Genomic DNA, 18,807 nt, shown 5'->3' on the forward strand with positions numbered 1-18,807 from the left:
CCAACGCATGGCAGGATCAAAACCTGCTGCCTTACCGCTTGGCGACGCCCCTGTAGAGTTACAGCTAATGCACGATTTGGTTCACGAAACCTCTGGGAGGTTATGGCAGGGGCGGCTGGATTCGAACCAACGCATGGCAGGATCAAAACCTGCTGCCTTACCGCTTGGCGACGCCCCTGTATCGTATAACCGAATGCTAGGCATTCCCTTCCGTTGCTAGTTTTTCGAGCTGCAGATGCACCGGAGACCGATTGCAACCACGTGCGACGAAACTTGGCAGGGTGGCCGGAAGTTGGCGCGAGACTTTATCAGCATCGGCCCGATTTGGGAAGCTCCCAAATACACAAGCTCCGGTCCCGGTCATTCTGGCGTGAACAAAATTGTTCAGCAAGTTCAAAGCGTTACGCACTTCTGGGTAGCGCTTCTCGACAACCGGTTGGCAGTCGTTATGACCACCCCCCTCGGGAAGGCTGCGAACTGTAATGGCCGGGGTATTCCGTGTCAACTCGGGGTCGGCAAAAACTTCGGCGGTGCTGATGCTGACTTGCGGCACGGCCACCAGGTACCAGGGTTCGGGAAGCGTGACCGGCTGCAGGCGCTCGCCGACGCCTTCGGCAAAGGCCGCACGGCCGCGCACGAACACCGGCACGTCGGCGCCCAGGCCCAGGCCCAGTTGGGCCAGGCGCTCCTCGTCCCAGCCCAGCTGCCACAGGTGGTTGAGGCCGAGCAGGGTGGTCGCCGCGTCCGAGCTGCCACCGCCGATGCCGCCGCCCATGGGTAGCTGCTTGTCCAGCCAGATATCGGCGCCCAGCGTGCAGTTACTCTCGGCCTGCAGTCGCCTGGCGGCGCGTACTATTAGGTTGCTGTCGTGGGGCACGCCGGGAATCTCGGTATGCAGGCGGATCTCGCCGTCGCTGCGCGGCGAGAAGCCCAGCAGGTCGCCGTGGTCGATGAACTGGAACAGGGTCTGCAGCTCGTGATAGCCGTCGGCGCGGCGCCCGAGGATGTGCAGCATCAGGTTGAGCTTGGCCGGGGCCGGCAGGATCAGTTGCGCGTCATGCATGGCGGTGGTCTTACTGGCCGAGCTGGCGCGGCTGCCAGTCCTTGATCACCAGGGTCACGTCGAGGTTTTCGCCGTGCAGCTTGATGCGCTCGGGCAAGCTGTAGCCGTTCTGCTCGGCGTAGCTCAGGTATTCCACCTGCCAGCCATCCTGCTCCAGACGGGCCAGCTGGCTGTCGGCGTCGAGGGTCACCCGGCTCCGGCTGTCCGGAGCGGGCAGGCCGCGTACCCACCACAGCAGGTGCGAGACCGGCAGGCGCCAGCCGAGCTGTTCTTCCAGCAGGGCTTCCGGCGATTCGGCCTGGTAGCGGCCCTGGTTGGCCACTTCCAGCAGGATCGCCCCGGGGCGGCCGGTCAGGCGCGCGGCACCGCGGCCGAGCGGGCCGGACAGGCGGATGTCGTAGTAGTCCTGGCGCTGCAGCCAGAACAGCGTGCCGCTGCCGGAGTCCTTGGGTGCGCGAATGCCGACCTTGCCGTTGATTTGCCAGGCATCCAGGGCGCTGATCTGGGTCTTGTGGGCCTTCCACTGGGCGGCATTGCCCTGGCCTTCGATGGCTTCGCGGCTGGTGAAACTGGTGCAGCCGCCGAGCAGGGCGAGCAGGCCGATGGCGATGAGCTGACGGAGCATGGATCAGAGGGTCTCGGAACCGGTGAGGCGCAGCAGGGTGCTGCGCAGGATGGCGCTGTCGGGCTGGGCCTTGAGGGCGGCGCCCCAGACCTTGCGCGCTTCGCGCTGCTTGCCCTGGGCCCAGAGGACCTCGCCCAGGTGGGCGGCCACTTCGTGGTCCGGGTATTTCTCCAGGGCCAGGCGCAGGTAGCGCTCGGCTTCCTCCAGGTTGCCCAGGCGGAAGTTGACCCAGCCCAGGCTGTCGAGGGTGGCCGGGTCGTTCGGGTTGAGCTGGTGGGCCTTCTCGATCAGCGCCTTGGCTTCGGCGTAGCGCGTGGTGCGGTCGGCCAGGGTGTAGCCGAGGGCATTCAGTGCGGTGGCGTTGTCCGGCTCGCGCTCGATGATGCTGCGCAGGTCCTTCTCCAGGCCGGGCAGGTCGCCGCGTTTCTCGGCGAGCATGGCGCGGGTGTAGATCAGGTTGGTGTCGCCGGGGAACTGCTGCAGCGCCTGCTGGATCAGTTGCCAGGCCTTTTCCAGCTGGCCGCGGTCGGCCAGGGCCTCGGATTCGATCAGATACAGCTGGATGGCGTAGTCGGGCTGGCTTTCGCGGGCCCGGGCCAGGTGGCTGGCGGCTTCCTCGGCGCGCTGGCTGTCGAGCAGGATCTCGCTCTGCCGGGACTGGGCGGCGAGGTAGTCGTCGCCCGGGCCGACCAGGCCGTATTCGATCAGCGCGCTTTCCGGGTCGTCGTTGCGCTCGTAGATGCGGCCCAGGTTGTAGTGGGCGGCGTCGGTATGGCTGCCGCGGGCGACCAGTTCTTCCAGGTAGATGGCTGCCTCGTCCCAGGCTTCGGCTTCGAGGCAGACCAGGACCAGGGAGTAGCGCAGGTCGTCGTCGTCCGGGAACTGCTGGAGCAGGCCGGCGAACTCGGACTTGGCTTCGTCCAGGCGCTGCAACTCGACCAGCTGGCGGGCGTAGGCCAGGCGCAGGCGCTTGTCGTCCGGGTATTGCTTGATGCCCTTCTGCAGCAGCGGGATGGCTTCCTCGCCACGCTGCTGGCCTTGCAGCAGGCGCGCGCGCAGCAGCAGGGGCGGTACTTCCGTTTCGCTGGCGGAGTGGCCTTCGAGCAGCTCCAGTGCTTCCTGCGGGCGACCGTCCTGGTGCAGCAGCAGGGCCTTGCCAAACAGCAGCTGGCCGTTCTCCGGGTGCTTCAGCAGCAGGCGATCGAAGCTCTGTAGCAGGCCGCTGCGGGTGTCCGGGTCGGTTTCCGCCGCCGACAGGGCGAGGAAGTCGAAGTGGGTGTCGCCCCGGGCCTGCAGGACCTTCTCCATATATTGCATGGATTCGTCGTAGCGCCCGCTGCGGGCCAGCTGCACGGCGGCGGCGCGCTGGGCATCGAGGTTGTCCGGGGCATTCTTGGCCCAGATCAGCGCGCTATCCAGGGCTGCCTGCTCGGCGCCGAGGTATTCGGCGATGCGGAAGGCGCGCTCGGCAACGCCGGGGTCCTGGGTCGCATTGGCCTGCTGCACATAGTTGCCGAGGGCGATGTCGAAGCGGTTGCGCTGCCCGGCCAGTTCGGCGGCGAGCAGCGAATACAGGGTTTCCTCGTTGAACGAGGCATACACCTTGGGTTTTTCCGGGGCCGGGCTGGCAGCCGCGTCTTCGACCGGCGGAGCGCCATCGGGAGCGGAAGGGGCGAGGGTCTGGCAGCCGCCGACAAACATCAGGGCGGTCAGCAACGCTAAGGATTTATTCATGGGAAAGGGCGACTAACCTGCGGTGTCGGCATCATGACACAAGCGCTCTGGCAAGCCCAATGGGCCATGTCGGTTCCGCGATGCGCTGGGCACCAGGCTGATGGGGGCAATGACCTGCGACAGTTGTTCTCGCCCCGGTGACGTAGGACAATTGCGCGCTTCCCCTATCCATTAGCGACCCTGCATGGCCTTCATTGCCCTCGGCATCAACCACAAGACCGCCTCGGTGGACGTCCGCGAGCGCGTGGCCTTCACCCCCGAGCAGCTGGTCGAGGCCTTGCAGCAGCTGTGTCACGCCACGCCCAGTCGGGAGGCGGCGATCCTCTCCACCTGCAACCGCAGCGAGCTGTACCTGGAGCAGGAGCAGCTGTCGGCCGACGAAGTGCTGCAGTGGCTGGCCGATTATCACCAGCTGAACATCGCCGACCTGCGTGCCTGCGCCTATGTGCACCAGAACAACGAGGCGGTGCGGCACATGATGCGCGTCGCCTCCGGGCTGGACTCCATGGTCCTCGGCGAGCCGCAGATCCTCGGCCAGATGAAGTCCGCCTACGCCGTGGCGCGCGAGGCCGGCACCGTCGGCCCGCTGCTCGGCCGCCTGTTCCAGGCCACCTTCAGCACCGCCAAGACCGTGCGCACCGACACCGCCATCGGCGAGAACCCGGTGTCCGTGGCCTTCGCCGCGGTCAGCCTGGCCAAGCAGATCTTCGCCGACCTGCACCGCAGCCAGGCCCTGCTGATCGGCGCCGGCGAGACCATCAGCCTGGTCGCCCGCCACCTGCACGACCAGGGCATCAAGCGCATCGTCGTCGCCAACCGCACCCTGGAGCGCGCCAGCTCGCTGGCCGAGCAGTTCGGTGCGCATGCCATCCTCCTGGCCGATATTCCCGACGAGCTGATCAACAGCGACATCGTCATCAGCTCCACCGCCAGCCAGCTGCCGATCCTCGGCAAGGGCGCGGTGGAGCGCGCGCTGAAGAAGCGCCGGCACAAGCCGATCTTCATGGTCGACATCGCCGTGCCGCGCGACATCGAGCCGGAAGTCGGCGAGCTGGACGACGTCTACCTGTATACCGTCGACGACCTGCACGAGGTCATCGAGGAAAACCTCAAGAGCCGTCAGGGCGCGGCCCAGGCCGCCGAGGAGCTGGTCAGCGCCGGTGCCGACGACTTCATGCAGCGCCTGCGCGCGCTGGCCGCGGTCGATGTGCTCAAGGCCTACCGCCAGCAGGCCGAGCGCCTGCGCGACGAAGAGCTGGCCAAGGCCCAGCGCCTGCTGAGCAACGGTGCCCCGGCCGACGAGGTGCTGGTCCAGCTGGCCCGCGGCCTGACCAACAAGCTGTTGCACGCGCCCAGCGTGCAGCTGAAGAAAATCTCCGCCGATGGCCGCCTCGATGCGCTGGCCGTGGCCCAGGAACTTTTTGCCCTCGACGAGGGCGAGCCGAAACCATGAAAGCGTCACTGTTGAACAAGCTGGACATCCTCCAGGACCGCTACGAGGAACTCACCGCGCTGCTCGGCGACGGCGAGGTGATCAGCAACCAGACCCAGTTCCGCGCCTATTCCAAGGAGTACGCCGAGGTCGAACCGGTGATCCTCGCCTACCGCGAGTTCTGCAAGGTGCTGGGCGACCTCGAAGGCGCCCAGGCGCTGCTCAAGGACAGCGACCCGGACCTGCGCGAGATGGCCGAGGAGGAAGTCGCCAGCGCCCGCGCGCAGCTGGAGGAGCTGGAGGGCCGCCTGCAGCGCATGCTGCTGCCGAAGGACCCGAAGGACGGGCGCAACGTGTTCCTCGAAGTGCGCGCCGGCACCGGCGGCGACGAGGCGGCGATCTTCTCCGGCGACCTGTTCCGCATGTATTCGCGCTATGCCGAGCGCCAGGGCTGGCGGGTCGAGATCCTCTCGGAGAACCCCGGCGAGCACGGCGGCTATAAAGAAGTGATCGCCCGCGTCGAGGGCGACAACGTCTACGCCAAGCTCAAGTTCGAGTCCGGCGCCCACCGCGTGCAGCGCGTGCCGGAAACCGAGTCCCAGGGCCGCATCCACACCTCGGCCTGTACCGTGGCGGTGTTGCCCGAGCCCGACGAGCAGGTGGCGATCGAGATCAACCCGGCCGACCTGCGCGTTGACACCTACCGCGCCTCCGGCGCCGGCGGTCAGCACATCAACAAGACCGACTCGGCGGTGCGCATCACCCACCTGCCGACCGGCATGGTGGTCGAGTGCCAGGAAGAGCGCTCGCAGCACAAGAACCGCGCGCGGGCCCTGGCCTGGCTGGCGGCCAAGCTGCAGGACCAGCAAGACGCCGCCGCGCACAAGGAAATCTCCGAGACGCGCAAGCTGCTGGTCGGCTCCGGCGACCGCTCCGAGCGCATCCGCACCTACAACTTCCCCCAGGGGCGGGTCACCGACCACCGCATCAACCTGACGGTCTACGCCCTCGACGACGTGCTGGCTGGCGGCGTGGAGGCGGTGATCGAGCCGCTGTTGCAGGAATTCCAGGCCGACCAGCTGGCCGCCCTGGGCGATTGAGTCCTGGTGCCGGCCGTGGCGGCCCAGCCGCAGGCCCGTGCCACGTAGGGTGCGCCGTGCGCACCACCGGGAACCACCGATGGCCTCCATCGAGCAGTTGCTGAACCACGCCGACCTGCCGGATTCGCCCAGCGCCCGCCTGGATGCCGAGCTGCTGCTGGCATTCGCCCTGGGCAAGCCGCGCAGCTACCTGCGCACCTGGCCCGAGCGCGAGCCGAGCGCCGAGCAACAGGCGGCCTTCGCCGCCCTGCTGGTCCGTCGCCGCGGCGGCGAACCGGTGGCCTACATCCTCGGCCAGCAGGGCTTCTGGAGCCTCGACCTGGAGGTGGCGCCGCATACCCTGATCCCCCGCCCCGACACCGAGCTGCTGGTGGAAGCCGCCCTCGAACTGCTGCCGGCCACGCCGCTGCGTGCCCTCGACCTGGGCACCGGTACCGGCGCCATCGCCCTGGCCCTGGCCAGCGAACGGCCGGGCTGGCGGGTCACCGGGGTGGACCGGGTGGCCGAGGCCGTGGCCCTGGCCGAGCGCAATCGCCAGCGCCTCAAGCTGGACAATGCCGACTTCCGCCCGAGCCAGTGGTTCGACGCCCTGGCCGGCGAACGCTACGGGCTGATCGTCAGCAACCCGCCGTATATCGCCGCCGATGACCGCCATCTGGGCGAGGGCGATGTGCGTTTCGAGCCGGCCAGCGCCCTGGTATCCGGGGCCGACGGCCTCGACGACATTCGCCAGATCATCGCCCAGGCGCCGCAGCATCTCGAGCCGGGCGGCTGGCTGCTGCTGGAGCACGGCTATGACCAGGCCGCGGCGGTGCGCGAGTTGCTGGCCGCCGCCGGCTTCGCGCGGGTGCACAGCCGCCGCGATCTGGGCGGGCATGAACGGATTTCCCTGGGGAGCCTGGGCTCATGAGTGTGGAACTGAACGACGACGAACTGCTGCGCTACAGCCGGCAGATCCTCCTGCCGCAGATCGATATCGCCGGGCAGCTGCGCCTCAAGGGCAGCCGCGCGCTGATCGTCGGCCTCGGTGGCCTCGGCTCGCCGGTGGCGCTGTACCTGGCCGCTGCCGGGGTGGGCGAGCTGCACCTGGCCGACTTCGATACGGTCGACCTGACCAACCTGCAGCGGCAGATCATCCACGATGGCAGCCAGATCGGCGTGAGCAAGGTCGATTCGGCGCTCGGTCGGCTGGCGGCGCTCAATCCGCAGATCCGCCTGCTGGCCCATCGCGCCGCCCTGGACGCCGACTCCCTGGCCGCCGCCGTGAGCGCGGTGGACCTGGTGCTGGATTGCTCGGACAACTTCACCACCCGCGAGGCGGTGAACGCCGCCTGCGTGGCCGCCGGCAAGCCGCTGGTCAGCGGCGCGGCGATCCGCCTGCAGGGCCAGCTCGCCGTGTTCGACCCGCGTCGCCCGGAAAGCCCCTGTTACCACTGCCTGTTCGGCCACGGCGACGAGAGCGCGCTGACCTGCAGCGAGGCCGGCGTGGTCGGCCCGCTGGTCGGCCTGGTCGGCAGCCTGCAGGCGCTGGAGGCGCTCAAGCTGCTGGCCGGCTTCGGCGAGCCGCTGGTCGGCCGCCTGCTGCTGGTGGATGCCCTCGACTCGCGCTTTCGCGAGCTGCGCATCAAGCGCGACCCGGCCTGCAGCGTGTGTGGCGGGCGGCCGTGAGCAGCAACGCGCCGGTCGGCGTATTCGACTCCGGCGTAGGCGGCCTGTCGGTGCTGCGCGAGATTCGCTCGCGCCTGCCGGACGAGTCGCTGCTGTATGTCGCCGACAGTGGCCATGTGCCCTATGGCGAGAAGAGCGCCGAGTTCATCCGCGAGAGAAGTCAGCATATCGCCGCGTTCCTCCTGGCGCAGGGGGCCAAGGCGCTGGTGCTGGCCTGCAACACCGCCACCGCCGCGGCGGTAGCCGAGCTGCGCGAGCGTTACCCGCAGTTGCCCATCGTCGGCATGGAGCCGGCGGTCAAGCCGGCGGCGGCGGCGACCCGCAGTGGCGTGGTCGGCGTGCTGGCCACCACCGGCACCCTGAAAAGCGCCAAGTTCGCCGCCTTGCTCGACCGCTTCGCCCATGACGTGCGGGTGATCACCCAGCCCTGCCCGGGCCTGGTCGAGCAGATCGAAGCCGGCGAGCTGGCCAGCCTGCGCACCCGCGAGCTGCTGCGTGGCTGGGTCGAGCCGCTGCTGGCCGAAGGCTGCGACACCCTGATTCTCGGCTGCACCCACTATCCGTTCATCAAGCCGCTGCTGCGCGAGCTGGTGGGGGAGGGCGTGAGCCTGGTGGATACCGGCGCGGCGGTGGCACGGCGCCTGCAGCAGTTGCTCGACCAGCGCGAGCTGCGCGCCGAGTCGGGCCGTGCCCTGCCGACCCGCCTGTGGTCCAGCGGCGACGCACAGCAGTTGCAGCGGGTGCTGCCGGTACTGTGGGGCGAGGCCCTGAGCGTGCAGGCATTGCCAGTGGCCGGCAAAACTGAGTATTAATACTTAAGCCGCCTACCACTAATAACAGCTGTTTCTATACTTCTGAGTGAGCGTGGTTCCGCCCCATCATTCTTGGTTACAGGACGTGAGCATGAACAAGATCCTTACCCTGGCTGCCGCTGCAGCCCTTGGCCTGAGCAGCTTTGCTGCGCAGGCGGTCGATTTCACTGTCGCCGCCGGGCGCAGCGGCGAGTCCACCAATGTCTATCGCCTGGGGGCCCAGTGGAATTGGGATCGCAGCTGGGCACAGAGCGATGTCGGCCGCCTGACCGGCTACTGGGATGCCGGTTACACCTACTGGGACGGTGACAAGGCATCGAGCAACCACAGCCTGTCCTTCACCCCGGTGTTCGTCTACGAGTTCGCCGGGGAAAGGGTCAAGCCCTATATCGAAGCCGGTATCGGCGTGGCCTTCTTCGAGAACACCGAGCTGGAAGAGCACGACCTCGGCTCCTCCTTCCAGTTCGAGGACCGCCTGGGCGCCGGCCTGCGCTTCTCCGGCCAGGAAGTCGGCATTCGTGCGGTGCATTACTCCAACGCCGGCATCAAGGAACCGAACGATGGCGTCGAGGCCTACACCCTGCACTATCGCCTGAGTTTCTAACGGCTGGCGGGCATGAAAAACCGGGCGGATGGCCCGGTTTTTTTATGGGCACCCGCAGGGGTTAGCGGTAGATCGCGCCCATACCGCGGCGCTCGTCGACGCACTCGGGCGAGCCCATTTCGAACTCGCGGCAGATCAGCGGGCGCAGCTCGTAGATGGTGCAGCGCATGCTGTCGCGGTCCAGCGCGGCGCACCAGCCGTCGTCCAGACGGCGCATGACTTCGCCGCCCCAGTCGTCGGTGTCGATGAAACGCTGCGGCACGCCGGTATCGGTGATCAGCATGACCTCCAGCTGGCAGCAGCAGGCGGCGCAGTTGGAGCAGCTGACGCTGGATTGGTCGGGGAGTTGGGTGAGGGGGATCTGACTCATGCCGTGGAGTTTACGGCAGGCCGGGATGGATGGCGCGTCTGGCCGACCGACGCGGTGCTGGGCAACGTGGGGATTGGATTGTGTGCGCCAGGATCTGCGATCTGACGCAGCGCTTTCCTCGGCTTTGAACTACAGGTTTCGCCTCTCACGGCGAGTCACTTTTGCCAAACGCGGCAAAAGTAACCAAAAACGCTTGCCCCCTGCATCCGGGTCTCGCTGCGCTCGACTTCCCTCACTCCATCATCGCTCCAGGGGCCCGCCGCGAAGGGCCATCCCTGGCCCATCGCGGCTCTCGCGACATCCCTGCCGCTCAACCCCTTCCACGACGATTCCGCTCACCCTCCTGAAGGGGCGTTTGGCGCTGCCTGATAGTTGCTTCGTCTGTTATTGCACAACCTTCAAGCAGCTCGGAGCCCGATCCCCCGTCAGGAGGCCGAGCGTAGGTGTTGCGTAGGGGGACGAGTCGCAGGGATGCGGCGAGAGGCTTAAAGGGCCAGGGATGGCCCTTGTAAGCCGGCCCCCGGAGCGGCACCGGAGCGAGGGGAGTTTCGCGCAGCGAAACCCGGATGCCGGGCGCGCTTTCTCTTTGGTTACTTTCTCTTTGCGCGCGCAAAGAGAAAGTGACTCGCCGTGAGAGGCGAAATCTGTAGTCACAAGCCGAGGAAAGCGTGCCGAGAAAGTGCGCTGCTAGCGCCAATTTGATGGTTCCCACGCTCCGCGTGGTAACCCATCCTGAGATGCTTCGAGTGCCGCAGACGCGGGGTGTCTGTGGCTGCATGCCCACGCGGAGCGTGGGAACGATCAATAGCTAACTTATTTCTCGGCGCTTGGCTTTGTCCAGAGCCATGTTCAGGTCGTACGCTGAGCCCGATACATCCCCGCAAACCCATGCACCACCACCATCACCCCCGCCCAGATCGCCGCCAGCAACAGCAGGGTCGGCCATAGTCCCAGCGGCATGCCCACGCCTGCCAGTTTCGCTCCGCCCAGGTAGGACAACGGCCCGCTGACGGCGCCGAGCAGGCTGCCCAGCCACCAGGGGCGGGCCGTCCAGGCCAGGCTGTGATTGAGGGTGGTAGCGAACAGCGCCCACAGCAGCGCCAGCCAGGCGGGGAGCAGGCGGCCGTCACCGGCGAAGTCGAACACCCCGAGGTTGAGCAGGAAGCTGTCCAGCGCCGCACCGAACAGCATCACGCTGGCCACCAGGCGGCCTTCCTGGCGCCAGCTGGCGATCCAGAGGAAATGCGCCGCCAGGCACGCCAGGGCGATCAGCAGCAGCCAGGGCCGCTGCGCGCCGAACACGCAGGCGAACCAGCCGAGCTGGAACAGCGCGGCATTCAGCAGCAGCGAGTGGGTAGGTGACAGCGGCATGGGCAGACCTTGGGTTGGGGGCGGTTGTCCGTGCAAGAGACCGTAGGGTGCGCAGTGCGCACCAGGTGCACAGCGCGGGCATCGGTGCGCGCGGCGCACCCTACGGGTCTGCTCAGGCGTTGAAGCGGCCCAGCAGCGGCGCCGGCACGGCTTTCTCCTTGGCCAGCAGCAGTTGCGCGGTGCCGATGGTGCGTTCGAGGAAGCCACCTTCGCAATAGCACAGGTAGAACTCCCACAGACGATAGAAATAATCGTCGTAGCCCAGCTGCTCCAGGGCCGGACGGGCGTGGCGCAGGTTGTCGTGCCACAGGCGCAGGGTCTTGGCGTAGTGCAAGCCGAAGTCCTCCATGTGGTGCAGGTTCATGTCGGTCTCGCGGTTAACGATTTCCAGCATCTTGTGCACCGATGGCAGGGCGCCGCCGGGGAAGATGTAGCGCTGGATGAAGTCCACCGAGCGCTTGGCCTGCTCGTAGCGCTGGTCGCGGATGGTGATGGCCTGCAGCAGCATCAGCCCGTCGTCCTTGAGCAGGCGCGCGCACTGCTTGAAGTAGGTGGGCAGGAAGCGATGGCCGACCGCCTCGATCATCTCGATCGACACCAGCTTGTCGTACTGGCCGTTGAGGTCGCGGTAGTCCTCCAGCAGCAGGGTGATGCGCTCCTGCAGGCCCTGTTCCGCGATGCGTCGCTGAGTGTAGGCGAACTGCTCCTTGGACAGGGTGGTGGTGGTGACCTTGCAGCCGTAGTGGCTGGCCGCGTAGATGGCCATGCTGCCCCAGCCGGTGCCGATCTCCAGCAGGTGGTCGCCGGGCTTGAGTTGCAGCTTCTGGCAGATGCGTTCGAGCTTGTTCAGCTGCGCCTGTTCCAGGCTGTCGTCTTCGCGCTCGAACATCGCTGCCGAGTACATCATGGTTGGGTCGAGGAACTGCTCGAACAGCTCGTTGCCGAGGTCGTAGTGGGCGGCGATGTTCTTCTGCGAGCCCTTGCGGGTGTTGCGGTTGAGCCAGTGCAGGCCCTGGATCAGCGGACGGCCTAGGCGGGCCAGGCCACCTTCCATGGCATCCAGCACCTCGAGGTTGCTGACGAACACGCGGATCACCGCGGTCAGGTCCGGTGTGCTCCAGTAGCCGTGGATATAGGCTTCGCCAGAGCCGATCGAACCGTTGCCGGCGACCAGGCCCCACACGGCCGGATCGTGCACGTGGATCTCCGCATGCAGCGGCGAGCCGGCCTTGCCGAACAGCAGGCGTTCGCCATTTTCGAAGACGGCCAGTTGGCCATGGCGCAACTGGCCGAGCTGGCGCAGTACCGCGCTGCGCAGCAGGCTGGCGCCCAGGCCGCTGCCGGCGCGCACGCTGGATTTTGCAGAGGTCAGGCTAGGGGTTTTCATGGCGAGGCTCCTGATCAGAGGGGCTGGCCACGCGGTATTCACCTTGCGCGGCTTGATGGGAAAAAATCGGTATGCGTTTGAGCAGCAGGCGCAGGGCCTGCCAGTAGATGCCGAGCACGGTCTTGCCGGTCATCCAGGGAAAACTCATTAGGTGGCGGTGCAGGCTGGCGCGGCTGAGGGCCTGGCGCTGCAGGCCGAGGCTGGCGACGAACAGGCGCTCCTCACCCTGCCAGTCTTCCATCTGGATGCTCAGGCGCTCGTCCGGCTGATTGAAGCGCATGCGGTATTCCAGCTCGCGCGGCAGGAACGGCGAGACGTGGAAGGCCTTGGCCACGGCGAAGTGCTGGGTGCCTTCGCCGCCGGCCGGCAGTACGTAGTGGTAGCGCTCGCGCCAGGGCGTGTTGCTGACCTCGCAGAGAATCGCCGCCAGGCGCCCGTCGGCTTCATAGCAGTAGTAGAAACTCGCCGGGTTGAAGGCCAGGCCCCAGCTGCGCGGCTGGGTCAGCAGGCACACGCGCCCGCCCGGCACGCGGCCGAGGGCTTCGCCGATGCGCTGGCGCACCGCGTCAATCAGGCGCATGCCCTGGCGAGTGAACTGCGGCAGATAGTCGGTTTCGCGGAAGGCGAACGGCGCAAAACGCCCGCGACCGGCCAGGGGCGACAGGCCCAGCACGGCGTCCTGCTCGTCCAGATCGAGCAACAGCATGCCCATGCGATAGCGGAAGTCGTGGCCGCGCGGCAGAAAGCGCCGGTGGCCGACCCAGCCGCTGTACAGGGCACTGTTCACAGGCGCTCCCCGAAAGCCTCGGCGACGCGCAGGGCACTGACCACGCCGTCTTCATGGAAACCGTTGGCCCAGTAGGCGCCGCAGAAATGGCTGTGCTGCACGCCGCTGATCTCGTTCCAGCGGGCCTGCGCAGCGATGCCGGCCAGGCTGTATTGCGGATGGGCGTAGCGGTAGCGGCCGAGGATCTTCGCCGGTTCGATGGCGGCGGTCTGGTTGAGGCTGACGCAGAAGGTGTGCGGTGCCTGGATGCCCTGCAGGATGTTCATGTTGTAGGTGACCGCCGCCGGCTGCTCGCTCGGACCACCCAGGCGGTAGTTCCAGCTGGCCCAGGCCAGCGGCCGGTCGGGCAGCAGGCGGGTGTCGGTGTGCAGCACCACGTCGTTGTCGGCGTAGCGCAGGTCACCGAGGATCTCCCGTTCGGCCTGGCTCGGCTCGGCCAGCAGGGCCAGGGCCTGGTCGCTGTGGCAAGCGAACACCACCTGGTCGAAACGTTCGGCGCCGGCGGCGCTGTGCACGGTAACGCCTTCGGCATCGCGCTCGACGCGCTGCACCGGGCAGTTCAGGCGGATCTTCTCGGCAAAGCTGGCGCTCAGCGGCGCCACATAGCTGCGCGAGCCGCCGCTGACCACGTGCCACTGTGGACGATTGCTGACCGACAGCAGGCCGTGGTTCTTGAAGAAACGCACGAAGAACTGCAGCGGGAAACCGAGCATGTCGGCCAGCGACATGGACCAGATCGCCGCGCCCATCGGCACGATGTAATGGTCGATGAAACGCTGGCCGTAGCCACGTTCCTGCAGGTAGGCGCCGAGGGTGGTGTCGGCGGCGATGCGCTGTTCGGCGAGGTCGGCCAGGGCTTCCTTGTTGAAGCGCAGGATGTCGCTGATCATGCCCCAGAAACGCGGTGACAGCAGGTTGCTGCGCTGGGCGAACAGGCTGTTAAGGGTGTTGCCGTTGTACTCGCTGCCGGTCGCCGGGTCATGCACCGAGAAGCTCATTTCGGTGGGTTGTGAAGCGACGCCGAGCTGGCCGAGCAGCTTGATGAAGTTGGGGTAGGTCCAGTCGTTGAACACGATGAAGCCGGTGTCGATGGCGTAGTCACGCCCGTCGACCTGGACGTCGACGGTGTGGGTGTGGCCGCCGACCCAGTCGCTGGCTTCGAACACGCTGATGTCGTGCTGGCGATTGAGCAGGTAGGCACTGGTCAGACCGGCGATACCGCTGCCGATGATGGCAATTTTCATGCGTTGGATTCCGCGTTGGAGGTACGTGCCATGCGCTTGCCTAGGGCCAGTTGCAGGCCTTTGGGCAGGTGGGCGAGCAGCAGCAGGGTGGCGATGAATGGGCCGGGGAAGGCGATTTCGTAGGAGCGCTTGTCCAGGCGCTCGGCGATGTGCCGGGCGGCTTTCTCGACCGGCCAGCGCATCGGCATGGGGAAGTCGTTTTTCTGCGTCAGCGGGGTGTCGACGAAGCCCGGGCTGACCAGAGTGACGGCGATGCCCTCGGCGGCCAGGTCGATGCGCAGGGTTTCGAACAGGTAGCGCATGGCCGCCTTGGAGGCGCCGTAGGCTTCGGCACGCGGCAAGGGCAGATAGGTCACCGAGCTGCCGACGCCGACCAGGTGCGGCTGCGCGCTCTGCCGGAGCAGCGGCAGGGCGGCCTCGATGCAATAGCTGGCGGAGAACAGGTTGGCGCGCATTACCCGTTCGATCATCGCCGCCTCGAAGTGGCGGGTGTCCACGTACTCGCAGGTGCCGGCATTGAGGATCACCGTGTCGAGTACGCCCCACTGCTCGCGGATGCGCTCGCCGATGGCCTTGACCTGCTCGGCATCGCTGAGGTCGCCGGGTGCCAGCAGCACTTGCTGCGGGAAGCGTTCGGCGAGGGCGTGCAGGGCCGTGGCATTGCGCGCGCTGACGGCCAGGTAATGCCCCTGGTGCAGGAGGATTTCCGCCAGGGCAGCGCCAATCCCGCTGCTGGCGCCGGTGAGCCAGATACGTTTCATGCCAGTCTCCCTTTCAGCCAGGCAATCACTCGACCGAGGATCGGCAGGTGTTCATAGAGCAGGGCGCCGGCATCGAAGTAATCGCGATGCTGGTAGACCTTGTCGCGCCAGCGCAGGTGCGAACAGCCTTCGACGCGGATCAGCGCGCCGCCGCGCAGGCGTGGGTGGCGGTAGCTCATGGTCCAGCGCAGGTAGCCTTCGCCCTCGGCGCTCTGGTCGAAGCCATAGAAATCGAAGCGCAGCTCGCTGATGTTGGCGTACAGCTCGGCGAAGTAATCACGCACTGCCGGCAGGCCGTGCACCTCATGCAGCGGGTCGCGAAACAGGATGTCGTCGCTGTACAGCTCGCCCAGGCGGTCGAGGTTGCAGGCATCCAGGCCGGCGAAGCGTTCGGCGAACTGGCGCAGGAAGTCAGACATGCGCGGCCTCCCGTTGCGGCAGGTTCTTGAAGGCCGCCAGGGCACGGTCGCGCGAGCGGGCCAGGTCGACGATCGGCCGCGGGTAGTCGGCCAGGCCGAACAGGCCACCCATGGCCGCCGGGTTGTGGATGTCGCGCTTGTTCAGGCCGACCAGCTCGGGAATCCAGTGGCGGATGAAGCGGCCGTCCGGGTCGAATTTCTGCGACTGGCTGAGCGGGTTGAAGATGCGGAAGTAGGGCACCGAGTCGGTGCCGGTGGACGAGCTCCACTGCCAGCCGCCGTTGTTGGCCGCCAGGTCGCCGTCGATCAGGTGGCGCATGAACCAGCGTTCGCCCTCGCGCCAGTCGATCAGCAGGTTCTTGGTCAGGAACATCGCCACCACCATGCGCAGGCGGTTGTGCATCCAGCCGGTGGCCAGCAACTGGCGCATGGCCGCGTCGATGATCGGGATGCCGGTGCGACCCTCCTGCCAGGCGGCCAGCTCGTCCGGCGCGTGGCGCCAGGGCAGGGCCTCGGTGTCCGGGCGGAAGGCGCGATGGCGGCTGACGCGCGGGTAGCCGACCAGAATGTGCTTGTAGAACTCGCGCCAGAGCAGCTCGTTGATCCAGGTGATGACGCCCTGGCTGCCGCTGTCGAACTCGCCCCGGTTGTGGCGCAGCGCGGCATGCAGGCACTGGCGCGGCGACAGCACGCCGGCGGCCAGGTAGGCGGCCAGCTGGCTGGTGCCGGGCAGGGCGGGGAAGTCGCGCTGCTCGTGGTAGGCGTCGAGCTGCTCGGCGGCGAAGCGCGCCAGGCGCTCGCTGGCCGCCGCTGCGCCGGCCGGCCAGAGTTGGCGCAGGCTGTCGCTGGGGCTGGCAAAGCCTTCCACCGCACTCGGCACCGGGTCGCTGGCGAGGCCCAGCGGTGCCTGCGCCGGCGGGGTGCCGAGCAGGGCCGGCAGGGCCGTGTGCAGGCGCTGGTAACAGACCTTGCGGAACTGGCTGTAGACCTGGAAATAGCCGCCGGACTGGGTCAGCACGCTGCCGGGCTGGAACAGCAGCTGGTCGAGGTGGCTGCGAAACTGCACGCCCTGCTGCTGCAGGCGCGCGGCCACGGCCTGGTCGCGCTGGCTCTCATGGATGCCGTATTCCTCGTTGACCTGCACGCAGTCGATGCGCAGCTCGTGGCACAGCTCGGCAAGTACCGCGGGGGCATCGCGCCAGTGCGGCGCCGAGCGGATCAGCAGCGGCACATGGAGCGTCGCCAGCTCGGCGGATAGCTCGCGCAAGTTGCGCAGCCAGAAGTCGACCTTGCACGGCGCGTCGTCGTGCTCCAGCCACTGCTGCGGGCTGAGCAGGTACAGGGCGATGGTCGGCCCGGCCTGCAGGGCGGCCGTCAGGGCGGTGTTGTCCTGTACGCGCAGGTCGCTGCGTAGCCAGATCAGTTGGCGCATGGGCATTCCTTACTGGGGACCAAGCAGGCCCAGCAGCTGCAGGCTGTGCTGGGCGGCGAGGGGGTCGTTGACCAGGTGCAGGCCGCAGTGGCCGTGCAGTTCTTCGGCGTGGATCTGCGCCGCCGGCCCGGCCAGCAGCAGCGGCACACCGCAGGCCGTGTTCAGGCGCGGCAGTTCGCGGCGTACCTGCTGGCTGTCCAGGGCCTGACTGGAGTAAAGCAGCAGCCCGCGCGGGGCGATGGCTTCCACGGCCAGGGCCAGTTCGGCACTCGGCAGCGGCCAGTCGAACACTTCCACCGGGCAGTCGGCACTGCTGGCCAGCCAGGCGCACAGCCACAGGCCGGGCTCCATGGGTAGCATCGAGAGGTTGACCAGCAGCAGCGGCGCGCCGCTCTGCTGGCGGTTGTTGTGGTAGATGCGTGCGCCCAGCTTGCTGCGCAGCCAGGAATGGAAGAACACGCGCTCCAGCTGGTGGCCCAGGGCCGAGTGCTGCCAGCGCTGGTCGAGTTCGGCCAGCAGCGGCAGGATCAGCAGCTCGCACAGGGTCAGTGGCGGGTAGAGCGACAGGGCCTGGTTGAACTGTTCATCCAGCTGGCGCTCGGCTTGGCGGCTGATGGCCTGCAGCAGGGCCTGGCGCTGGCGCTGCCAGTCGTTGCCGGTACTGCTCGCCGGCGCGTTGCGGTTGTCGAGCAGCTCCTTGACCTGGCTGACCGCCACGCCGCGGCCCAGCCAGGTGAGGATGGCCTGGATGCGCGCCACGTGTTCCGGCGAGTAGAGACGATGGCCCTTGGGCGTGCGATAGGGCACCACCAGACCGTAGCGGCGCTCCCAGGCGCGCAGGGTCACCGGGTTGACCCCGGTGCTGCGGGTCACCTCGCGGATCGGCAGGTAGCCGCGGTCGATGGCCTCCAGGTAGGCGTCGAAACCATCGTTCATCAGATGGCGTTCCGCAGGCTGAGGTTTTCCGGGTGCGGCTGCAGGTAGGCCTGGCGCGCGATGTAGTGATGCGGATGACGGCGGAAGTGGTGCTTGAGCAGGGTCAGTGGCACCACCAGGGGGATGATGCCGCAGCGGTACTGGGCGATCAGCTGCTGCATCTCGTCGCGCTCCTCGCGGCTCAGGGCCTGCTTGAGGTAGCCGGACAGGTGCTGCAGCACGTTGCTGTGGGTGCCGCGGGTGGCGCACTTCTGCAGCGCGGCCATCAGCTGGCTGAAATAGCGCGGGCCGATCTGTGCCGGGTCATGGGCGCCGAGATTGCCCAGCAACTGGCCGAGGGCTTTGTACTGCAACGGGTTGCTGGCCATCAGCTGGTACTTGTAGCGGGCATGGAAGTCGATGATCGCCTTGCGCGTCAGGCCGGCGGCCAGCAGGCGGCGCCATTCGGCGTAGGCGAACACGCGGGTGAGGAAGTTCTCGCGCAGCACCGGGTCGTTGAGGCGACCGTCTTCCTCCACCGGCAGATCCGGGTGGCGGGCGCAGAAGGCGGCGGCGAACAGGCCGCGGCCACCGCCTTTCTGCGGCAGGCCCTTGGCGTCGTAGACCTTGACCCGTTCCAGGCCGCAGGACGGCGACTTCTGCATGAAGATGTAGCCGCACAGGTCATCGTGCTGGTCGCCCATGCGCTGGCCGTAGGCGCTCAGCGCATCGCTGACATCCAGCTCGGCGCGCAGGCTGCCGACCGCCCGGGGCGCCTGCGGGTCGCCGACCAGGCGGATCGGTTGGCGCGGAATGCCCAGGCCGATGGCCACCTCGGGGCACAGCGGGACGAACTCGAAGTGCTCGGCCAGCACCTGGCTGCACAGCTGCGATTCCTTGTGACCGCCGTTGAAGCGCACTTCGCTGCCGAGCAGGCAGGCGCTGATGCCGATTCTGGGTTTCTGGCCGCTGTTGTACATATCAGGCCTCGCGATGAATTAATTGTACAAATAGGTTTATTTGTACAGCTTGGGTTCATCATAGGTTTTGCGTTGTACAAGTCAAACTATTTGTACAGCTTCT

The 18,807-nt window shown here is 67.2% G+C and carries 19 protein-coding genes and 2 tRNA genes (1 of these 21 cut by a window edge); 6 read left to right on the plus strand and 15 right to left on the minus strand.

The features are described from left to right. The 5 genes from F3I62_RS20235 to F3I62_RS11945 form a co-directional block, all read right to left on the minus strand. A tRNA-Gln gene (locus F3I62_RS20235) sits at window positions 1-52 on the minus strand (it extends 123 nt beyond the left edge of the window). Between the two features lie 51 nt (window positions 53-103). Then, window positions 104-178: transfer RNA gene (locus F3I62_RS11930), tRNA-Gln, on the minus strand. Between the two features lie 18 nt (window positions 179-196). Then, window positions 197-1,063 (minus strand): 4-(cytidine 5'-diphospho)-2-C-methyl-D-erythritol kinase, encoded by an 867-nt coding sequence (gene ispE, locus F3I62_RS11935; protein WP_160489858.1) that lies wholly within the window; start codon window positions 1,061-1,063, stop codon window positions 197-199. Window positions 1,064-1,073: 10 nt separating this feature from the next. Then, window positions 1,074-1,688, minus strand: a complete 615-nt coding sequence (gene lolB / locus F3I62_RS11940) for a lipoprotein insertase outer membrane protein LolB (RefSeq protein ID WP_160489859.1) — start codon at window positions 1,686-1,688, stop codon at window positions 1,074-1,076. Between the two features lie 3 nt (window positions 1,689-1,691). Further along, window positions 1,692-3,422, minus strand: a complete 1,731-nt coding sequence (locus F3I62_RS11945) for a tetratricopeptide repeat protein (RefSeq protein WP_160489860.1) — start codon at window positions 3,420-3,422, stop codon at window positions 1,692-1,694. Window positions 3,423-3,606: 184 nt separating this feature from the next. On the opposite strand from F3I62_RS11945, the gene hemA reads away from it, so the two are divergent. The 6 genes from hemA to F3I62_RS11975 all read left to right on the plus strand — a co-directional run bounded on the left by hemA (window position 3,607) and on the right by F3I62_RS11975 (window position 9,038). Further along, window positions 3,607-4,875: a glutamyl-tRNA reductase gene (hemA, locus tag F3I62_RS11950; RefSeq protein ID WP_160489861.1), complete on the plus strand. Its 1,269-nt coding sequence runs from the start codon at window positions 3,607-3,609 to the stop codon at window positions 4,873-4,875. Beyond that, window positions 4,872-5,954, plus strand: a complete 1,083-nt coding sequence (gene prfA, locus F3I62_RS11955; RefSeq protein WP_160489862.1) for a peptide chain release factor 1 — start codon at window positions 4,872-4,874, stop codon at window positions 5,952-5,954. Before hemA ends, prfA begins: the two co-directional genes overlap by 4 nt. Window positions 5,955-6,033: 79 nt before the next feature. Next, window positions 6,034-6,864: a peptide chain release factor N(5)-glutamine methyltransferase gene (gene prmC / locus F3I62_RS11960; RefSeq protein WP_160489863.1), complete on the plus strand. Its 831-nt coding sequence runs from the start codon at window positions 6,034-6,036 to the stop codon at window positions 6,862-6,864. Beyond that, window positions 6,861-7,622 carry a molybdopterin-synthase adenylyltransferase MoeB gene (locus F3I62_RS11965; protein WP_160489864.1) on the plus strand — a complete coding sequence of 254 codons (762 nt, stop codon included), beginning with the start codon at window positions 6,861-6,863 and terminating at the stop codon, window positions 7,620-7,622. Before prmC ends, F3I62_RS11965 begins: the two co-directional genes overlap by 4 nt. Then, window positions 7,619-8,434 carry a glutamate racemase gene (gene murI / locus F3I62_RS11970; protein ID WP_160489865.1) on the plus strand — a complete coding sequence of 272 codons (816 nt, stop codon included), beginning with the start codon at window positions 7,619-7,621 and terminating at the stop codon, window positions 8,432-8,434. The genes F3I62_RS11965 and murI overlap by 4 nt, the downstream gene beginning before the upstream one ends. Window positions 8,435-8,525: 91 nt before the next feature. Continuing rightward, a complete protein-coding gene (locus F3I62_RS11975) occupies window positions 8,526-9,038 on the plus strand; it encodes an acyloxyacyl hydrolase (RefSeq protein ID WP_160489866.1) in 513 nt (170 codons plus the stop codon). 61 nt (window positions 9,039-9,099) lie between these two features. On the opposite strand, the gene F3I62_RS11980 is transcribed toward F3I62_RS11975, so the two are convergent. The 10 genes from F3I62_RS11980 to F3I62_RS12025 form a co-directional block, all read right to left on the minus strand. Beyond that, entirely contained in the window at window positions 9,100-9,408 is a 309-nt protein-coding gene (locus tag F3I62_RS11980; protein ID WP_160489867.1) for a YkgJ family cysteine cluster protein, read from the minus strand. An 849-nt stretch (window positions 9,409-10,257) separates the two neighbouring features. Continuing rightward, entirely contained in the window at window positions 10,258-10,779 is a 522-nt protein-coding gene (locus F3I62_RS11985) for a DUF2878 domain-containing protein (RefSeq protein ID WP_160489868.1), read from the minus strand. A gap of 112 nt (window positions 10,780-10,891) precedes the next feature. Beyond that, a complete protein-coding gene (locus F3I62_RS11990) occupies window positions 10,892-12,166 on the minus strand; it encodes a cyclopropane-fatty-acyl-phospholipid synthase family protein (protein WP_160489869.1) in 1,275 nt (424 codons plus the stop codon). After that, window positions 12,153-12,953, minus strand: a complete 801-nt coding sequence (locus tag F3I62_RS11995) for a DUF1365 domain-containing protein (protein WP_160489870.1) — start codon at window positions 12,951-12,953, stop codon at window positions 12,153-12,155. The genes F3I62_RS11990 and F3I62_RS11995 overlap by 14 nt, the downstream gene beginning before the upstream one ends. Then, complete coding sequence (locus F3I62_RS12000; protein ID WP_160489871.1) at window positions 12,950-14,197, minus strand: NAD(P)/FAD-dependent oxidoreductase; 1,248 nt, start codon at window positions 14,195-14,197, stop codon at window positions 12,950-12,952. Before F3I62_RS12000 ends, F3I62_RS11995 begins: the two co-directional genes overlap by 4 nt. Next, window positions 14,194-14,958, minus strand: coding sequence for an SDR family oxidoreductase (locus tag F3I62_RS12005; protein WP_160489872.1), 765 nt, complete (start codon window positions 14,956-14,958; stop codon window positions 14,194-14,196). The genes F3I62_RS12000 and F3I62_RS12005 overlap by 4 nt, the downstream gene beginning before the upstream one ends. Continuing rightward, window positions 14,955-15,377, minus strand: coding sequence for a nuclear transport factor 2 family protein (locus F3I62_RS12010; protein WP_160489873.1), 423 nt, complete (start codon window positions 15,375-15,377; stop codon window positions 14,955-14,957). Before F3I62_RS12010 ends, F3I62_RS12005 begins: the two co-directional genes overlap by 4 nt. Continuing rightward, window positions 15,370-16,809 carry a deoxyribodipyrimidine photo-lyase gene (gene phrB / locus F3I62_RS12015; RefSeq protein ID WP_160489874.1) on the minus strand — a complete coding sequence of 480 codons (1,440 nt, stop codon included), beginning with the start codon at window positions 16,807-16,809 and terminating at the stop codon, window positions 15,370-15,372. The genes F3I62_RS12010 and phrB overlap by 8 nt, the downstream gene beginning before the upstream one ends. 9 nt (window positions 16,810-16,818) lie before the next feature. After that, complete coding sequence (locus tag F3I62_RS12020) at window positions 16,819-17,745, minus strand: MerR family transcriptional regulator (protein WP_160489875.1); 927 nt, start codon at window positions 17,743-17,745, stop codon at window positions 16,819-16,821. Then, a complete protein-coding gene (locus F3I62_RS12025; RefSeq protein ID WP_160489876.1) occupies window positions 17,745-18,704 on the minus strand; it encodes a DUF523 and DUF1722 domain-containing protein in 960 nt (319 codons plus the stop codon). Before F3I62_RS12025 ends, F3I62_RS12020 begins: the two co-directional genes overlap by 1 nt. Window positions 18,705-18,807 lie beyond the last annotated feature (103 nt).

The sequence above is a fragment of the Pseudomonas sp. R-28-1W-6 genome (assembly GCF_009799925.1).
Taxonomy (GTDB): domain Bacteria; phylum Pseudomonadota; class Gammaproteobacteria; order Pseudomonadales; family Pseudomonadaceae; genus Aquipseudomonas.

Bases quoted from the DNA above. Each gene is read 5' to 3' on its own strand.
- ispE (WP_160489858.1), bottom strand. From the start codon at position 1,063: ATGCATGACGCGCAACTGATCCTGCCGGCCCCGGCCAAGCTCAACCTG.
- lolB (WP_160489859.1), bottom strand. From the start codon at position 1,688: ATGCTCCGTCAGCTCATCGCCATCGGCCTGCTCGCCCTGCTCGGCGGC.
- F3I62_RS11945 (WP_160489860.1), bottom strand. From the start codon at position 3,422: ATGAATAAATCCTTAGCGTTGCTGACCGCCCTGATGTTTGTCGGCGGC.
- hemA (WP_160489861.1), top strand. From the start codon at position 3,607: ATGGCCTTCATTGCCCTCGGCATCAACCACAAGACCGCCTCGGTGGAC.
- prfA (WP_160489862.1), top strand. From the start codon at position 4,872: ATGAAAGCGTCACTGTTGAACAAGCTGGACATCCTCCAGGACCGCTAC.
- prmC (WP_160489863.1), top strand. From the start codon at position 6,034: ATGGCCTCCATCGAGCAGTTGCTGAACCACGCCGACCTGCCGGATTCG.
- F3I62_RS11965 (WP_160489864.1), top strand. From the start codon at position 6,861: ATGAGTGTGGAACTGAACGACGACGAACTGCTGCGCTACAGCCGGCAG.
- F3I62_RS11975 (WP_160489866.1), top strand. From the start codon at position 8,526: ATGAACAAGATCCTTACCCTGGCTGCCGCTGCAGCCCTTGGCCTGAGC.
- F3I62_RS11980 (WP_160489867.1), bottom strand. From the start codon at position 9,408: ATGAGTCAGATCCCCCTCACCCAACTCCCCGACCAATCCAGCGTCAGC.
- F3I62_RS11985 (WP_160489868.1), bottom strand. From the start codon at position 10,779: ATGCCGCTGTCACCTACCCACTCGCTGCTGCTGAATGCCGCGCTGTTC.
- F3I62_RS11990 (WP_160489869.1), bottom strand. From the start codon at position 12,166: ATGAAAACCCCTAGCCTGACCTCTGCAAAATCCAGCGTGCGCGCCGGC.
- F3I62_RS12000 (WP_160489871.1), bottom strand. From the start codon at position 14,197: ATGAAAATTGCCATCATCGGCAGCGGTATCGCCGGTCTGACCAGTGCC.
- F3I62_RS12005 (WP_160489872.1), bottom strand. From the start codon at position 14,958: ATGAAACGTATCTGGCTCACCGGCGCCAGCAGCGGGATTGGCGCTGCC.
- F3I62_RS12010 (WP_160489873.1), bottom strand. From the start codon at position 15,377: ATGTCTGACTTCCTGCGCCAGTTCGCCGAACGCTTCGCCGGCCTGGAT.
- phrB (WP_160489874.1), bottom strand. From the start codon at position 16,809: ATGCGCCAACTGATCTGGCTACGCAGCGACCTGCGCGTACAGGACAAC.
- F3I62_RS12020 (WP_160489875.1), bottom strand. From the start codon at position 17,745: ATGAACGATGGTTTCGACGCCTACCTGGAGGCCATCGACCGCGGCTAC.
- F3I62_RS12025 (WP_160489876.1), bottom strand. From the start codon at position 18,704: ATGTACAACAGCGGCCAGAAACCCAGAATCGGCATCAGCGCCTGCCTG.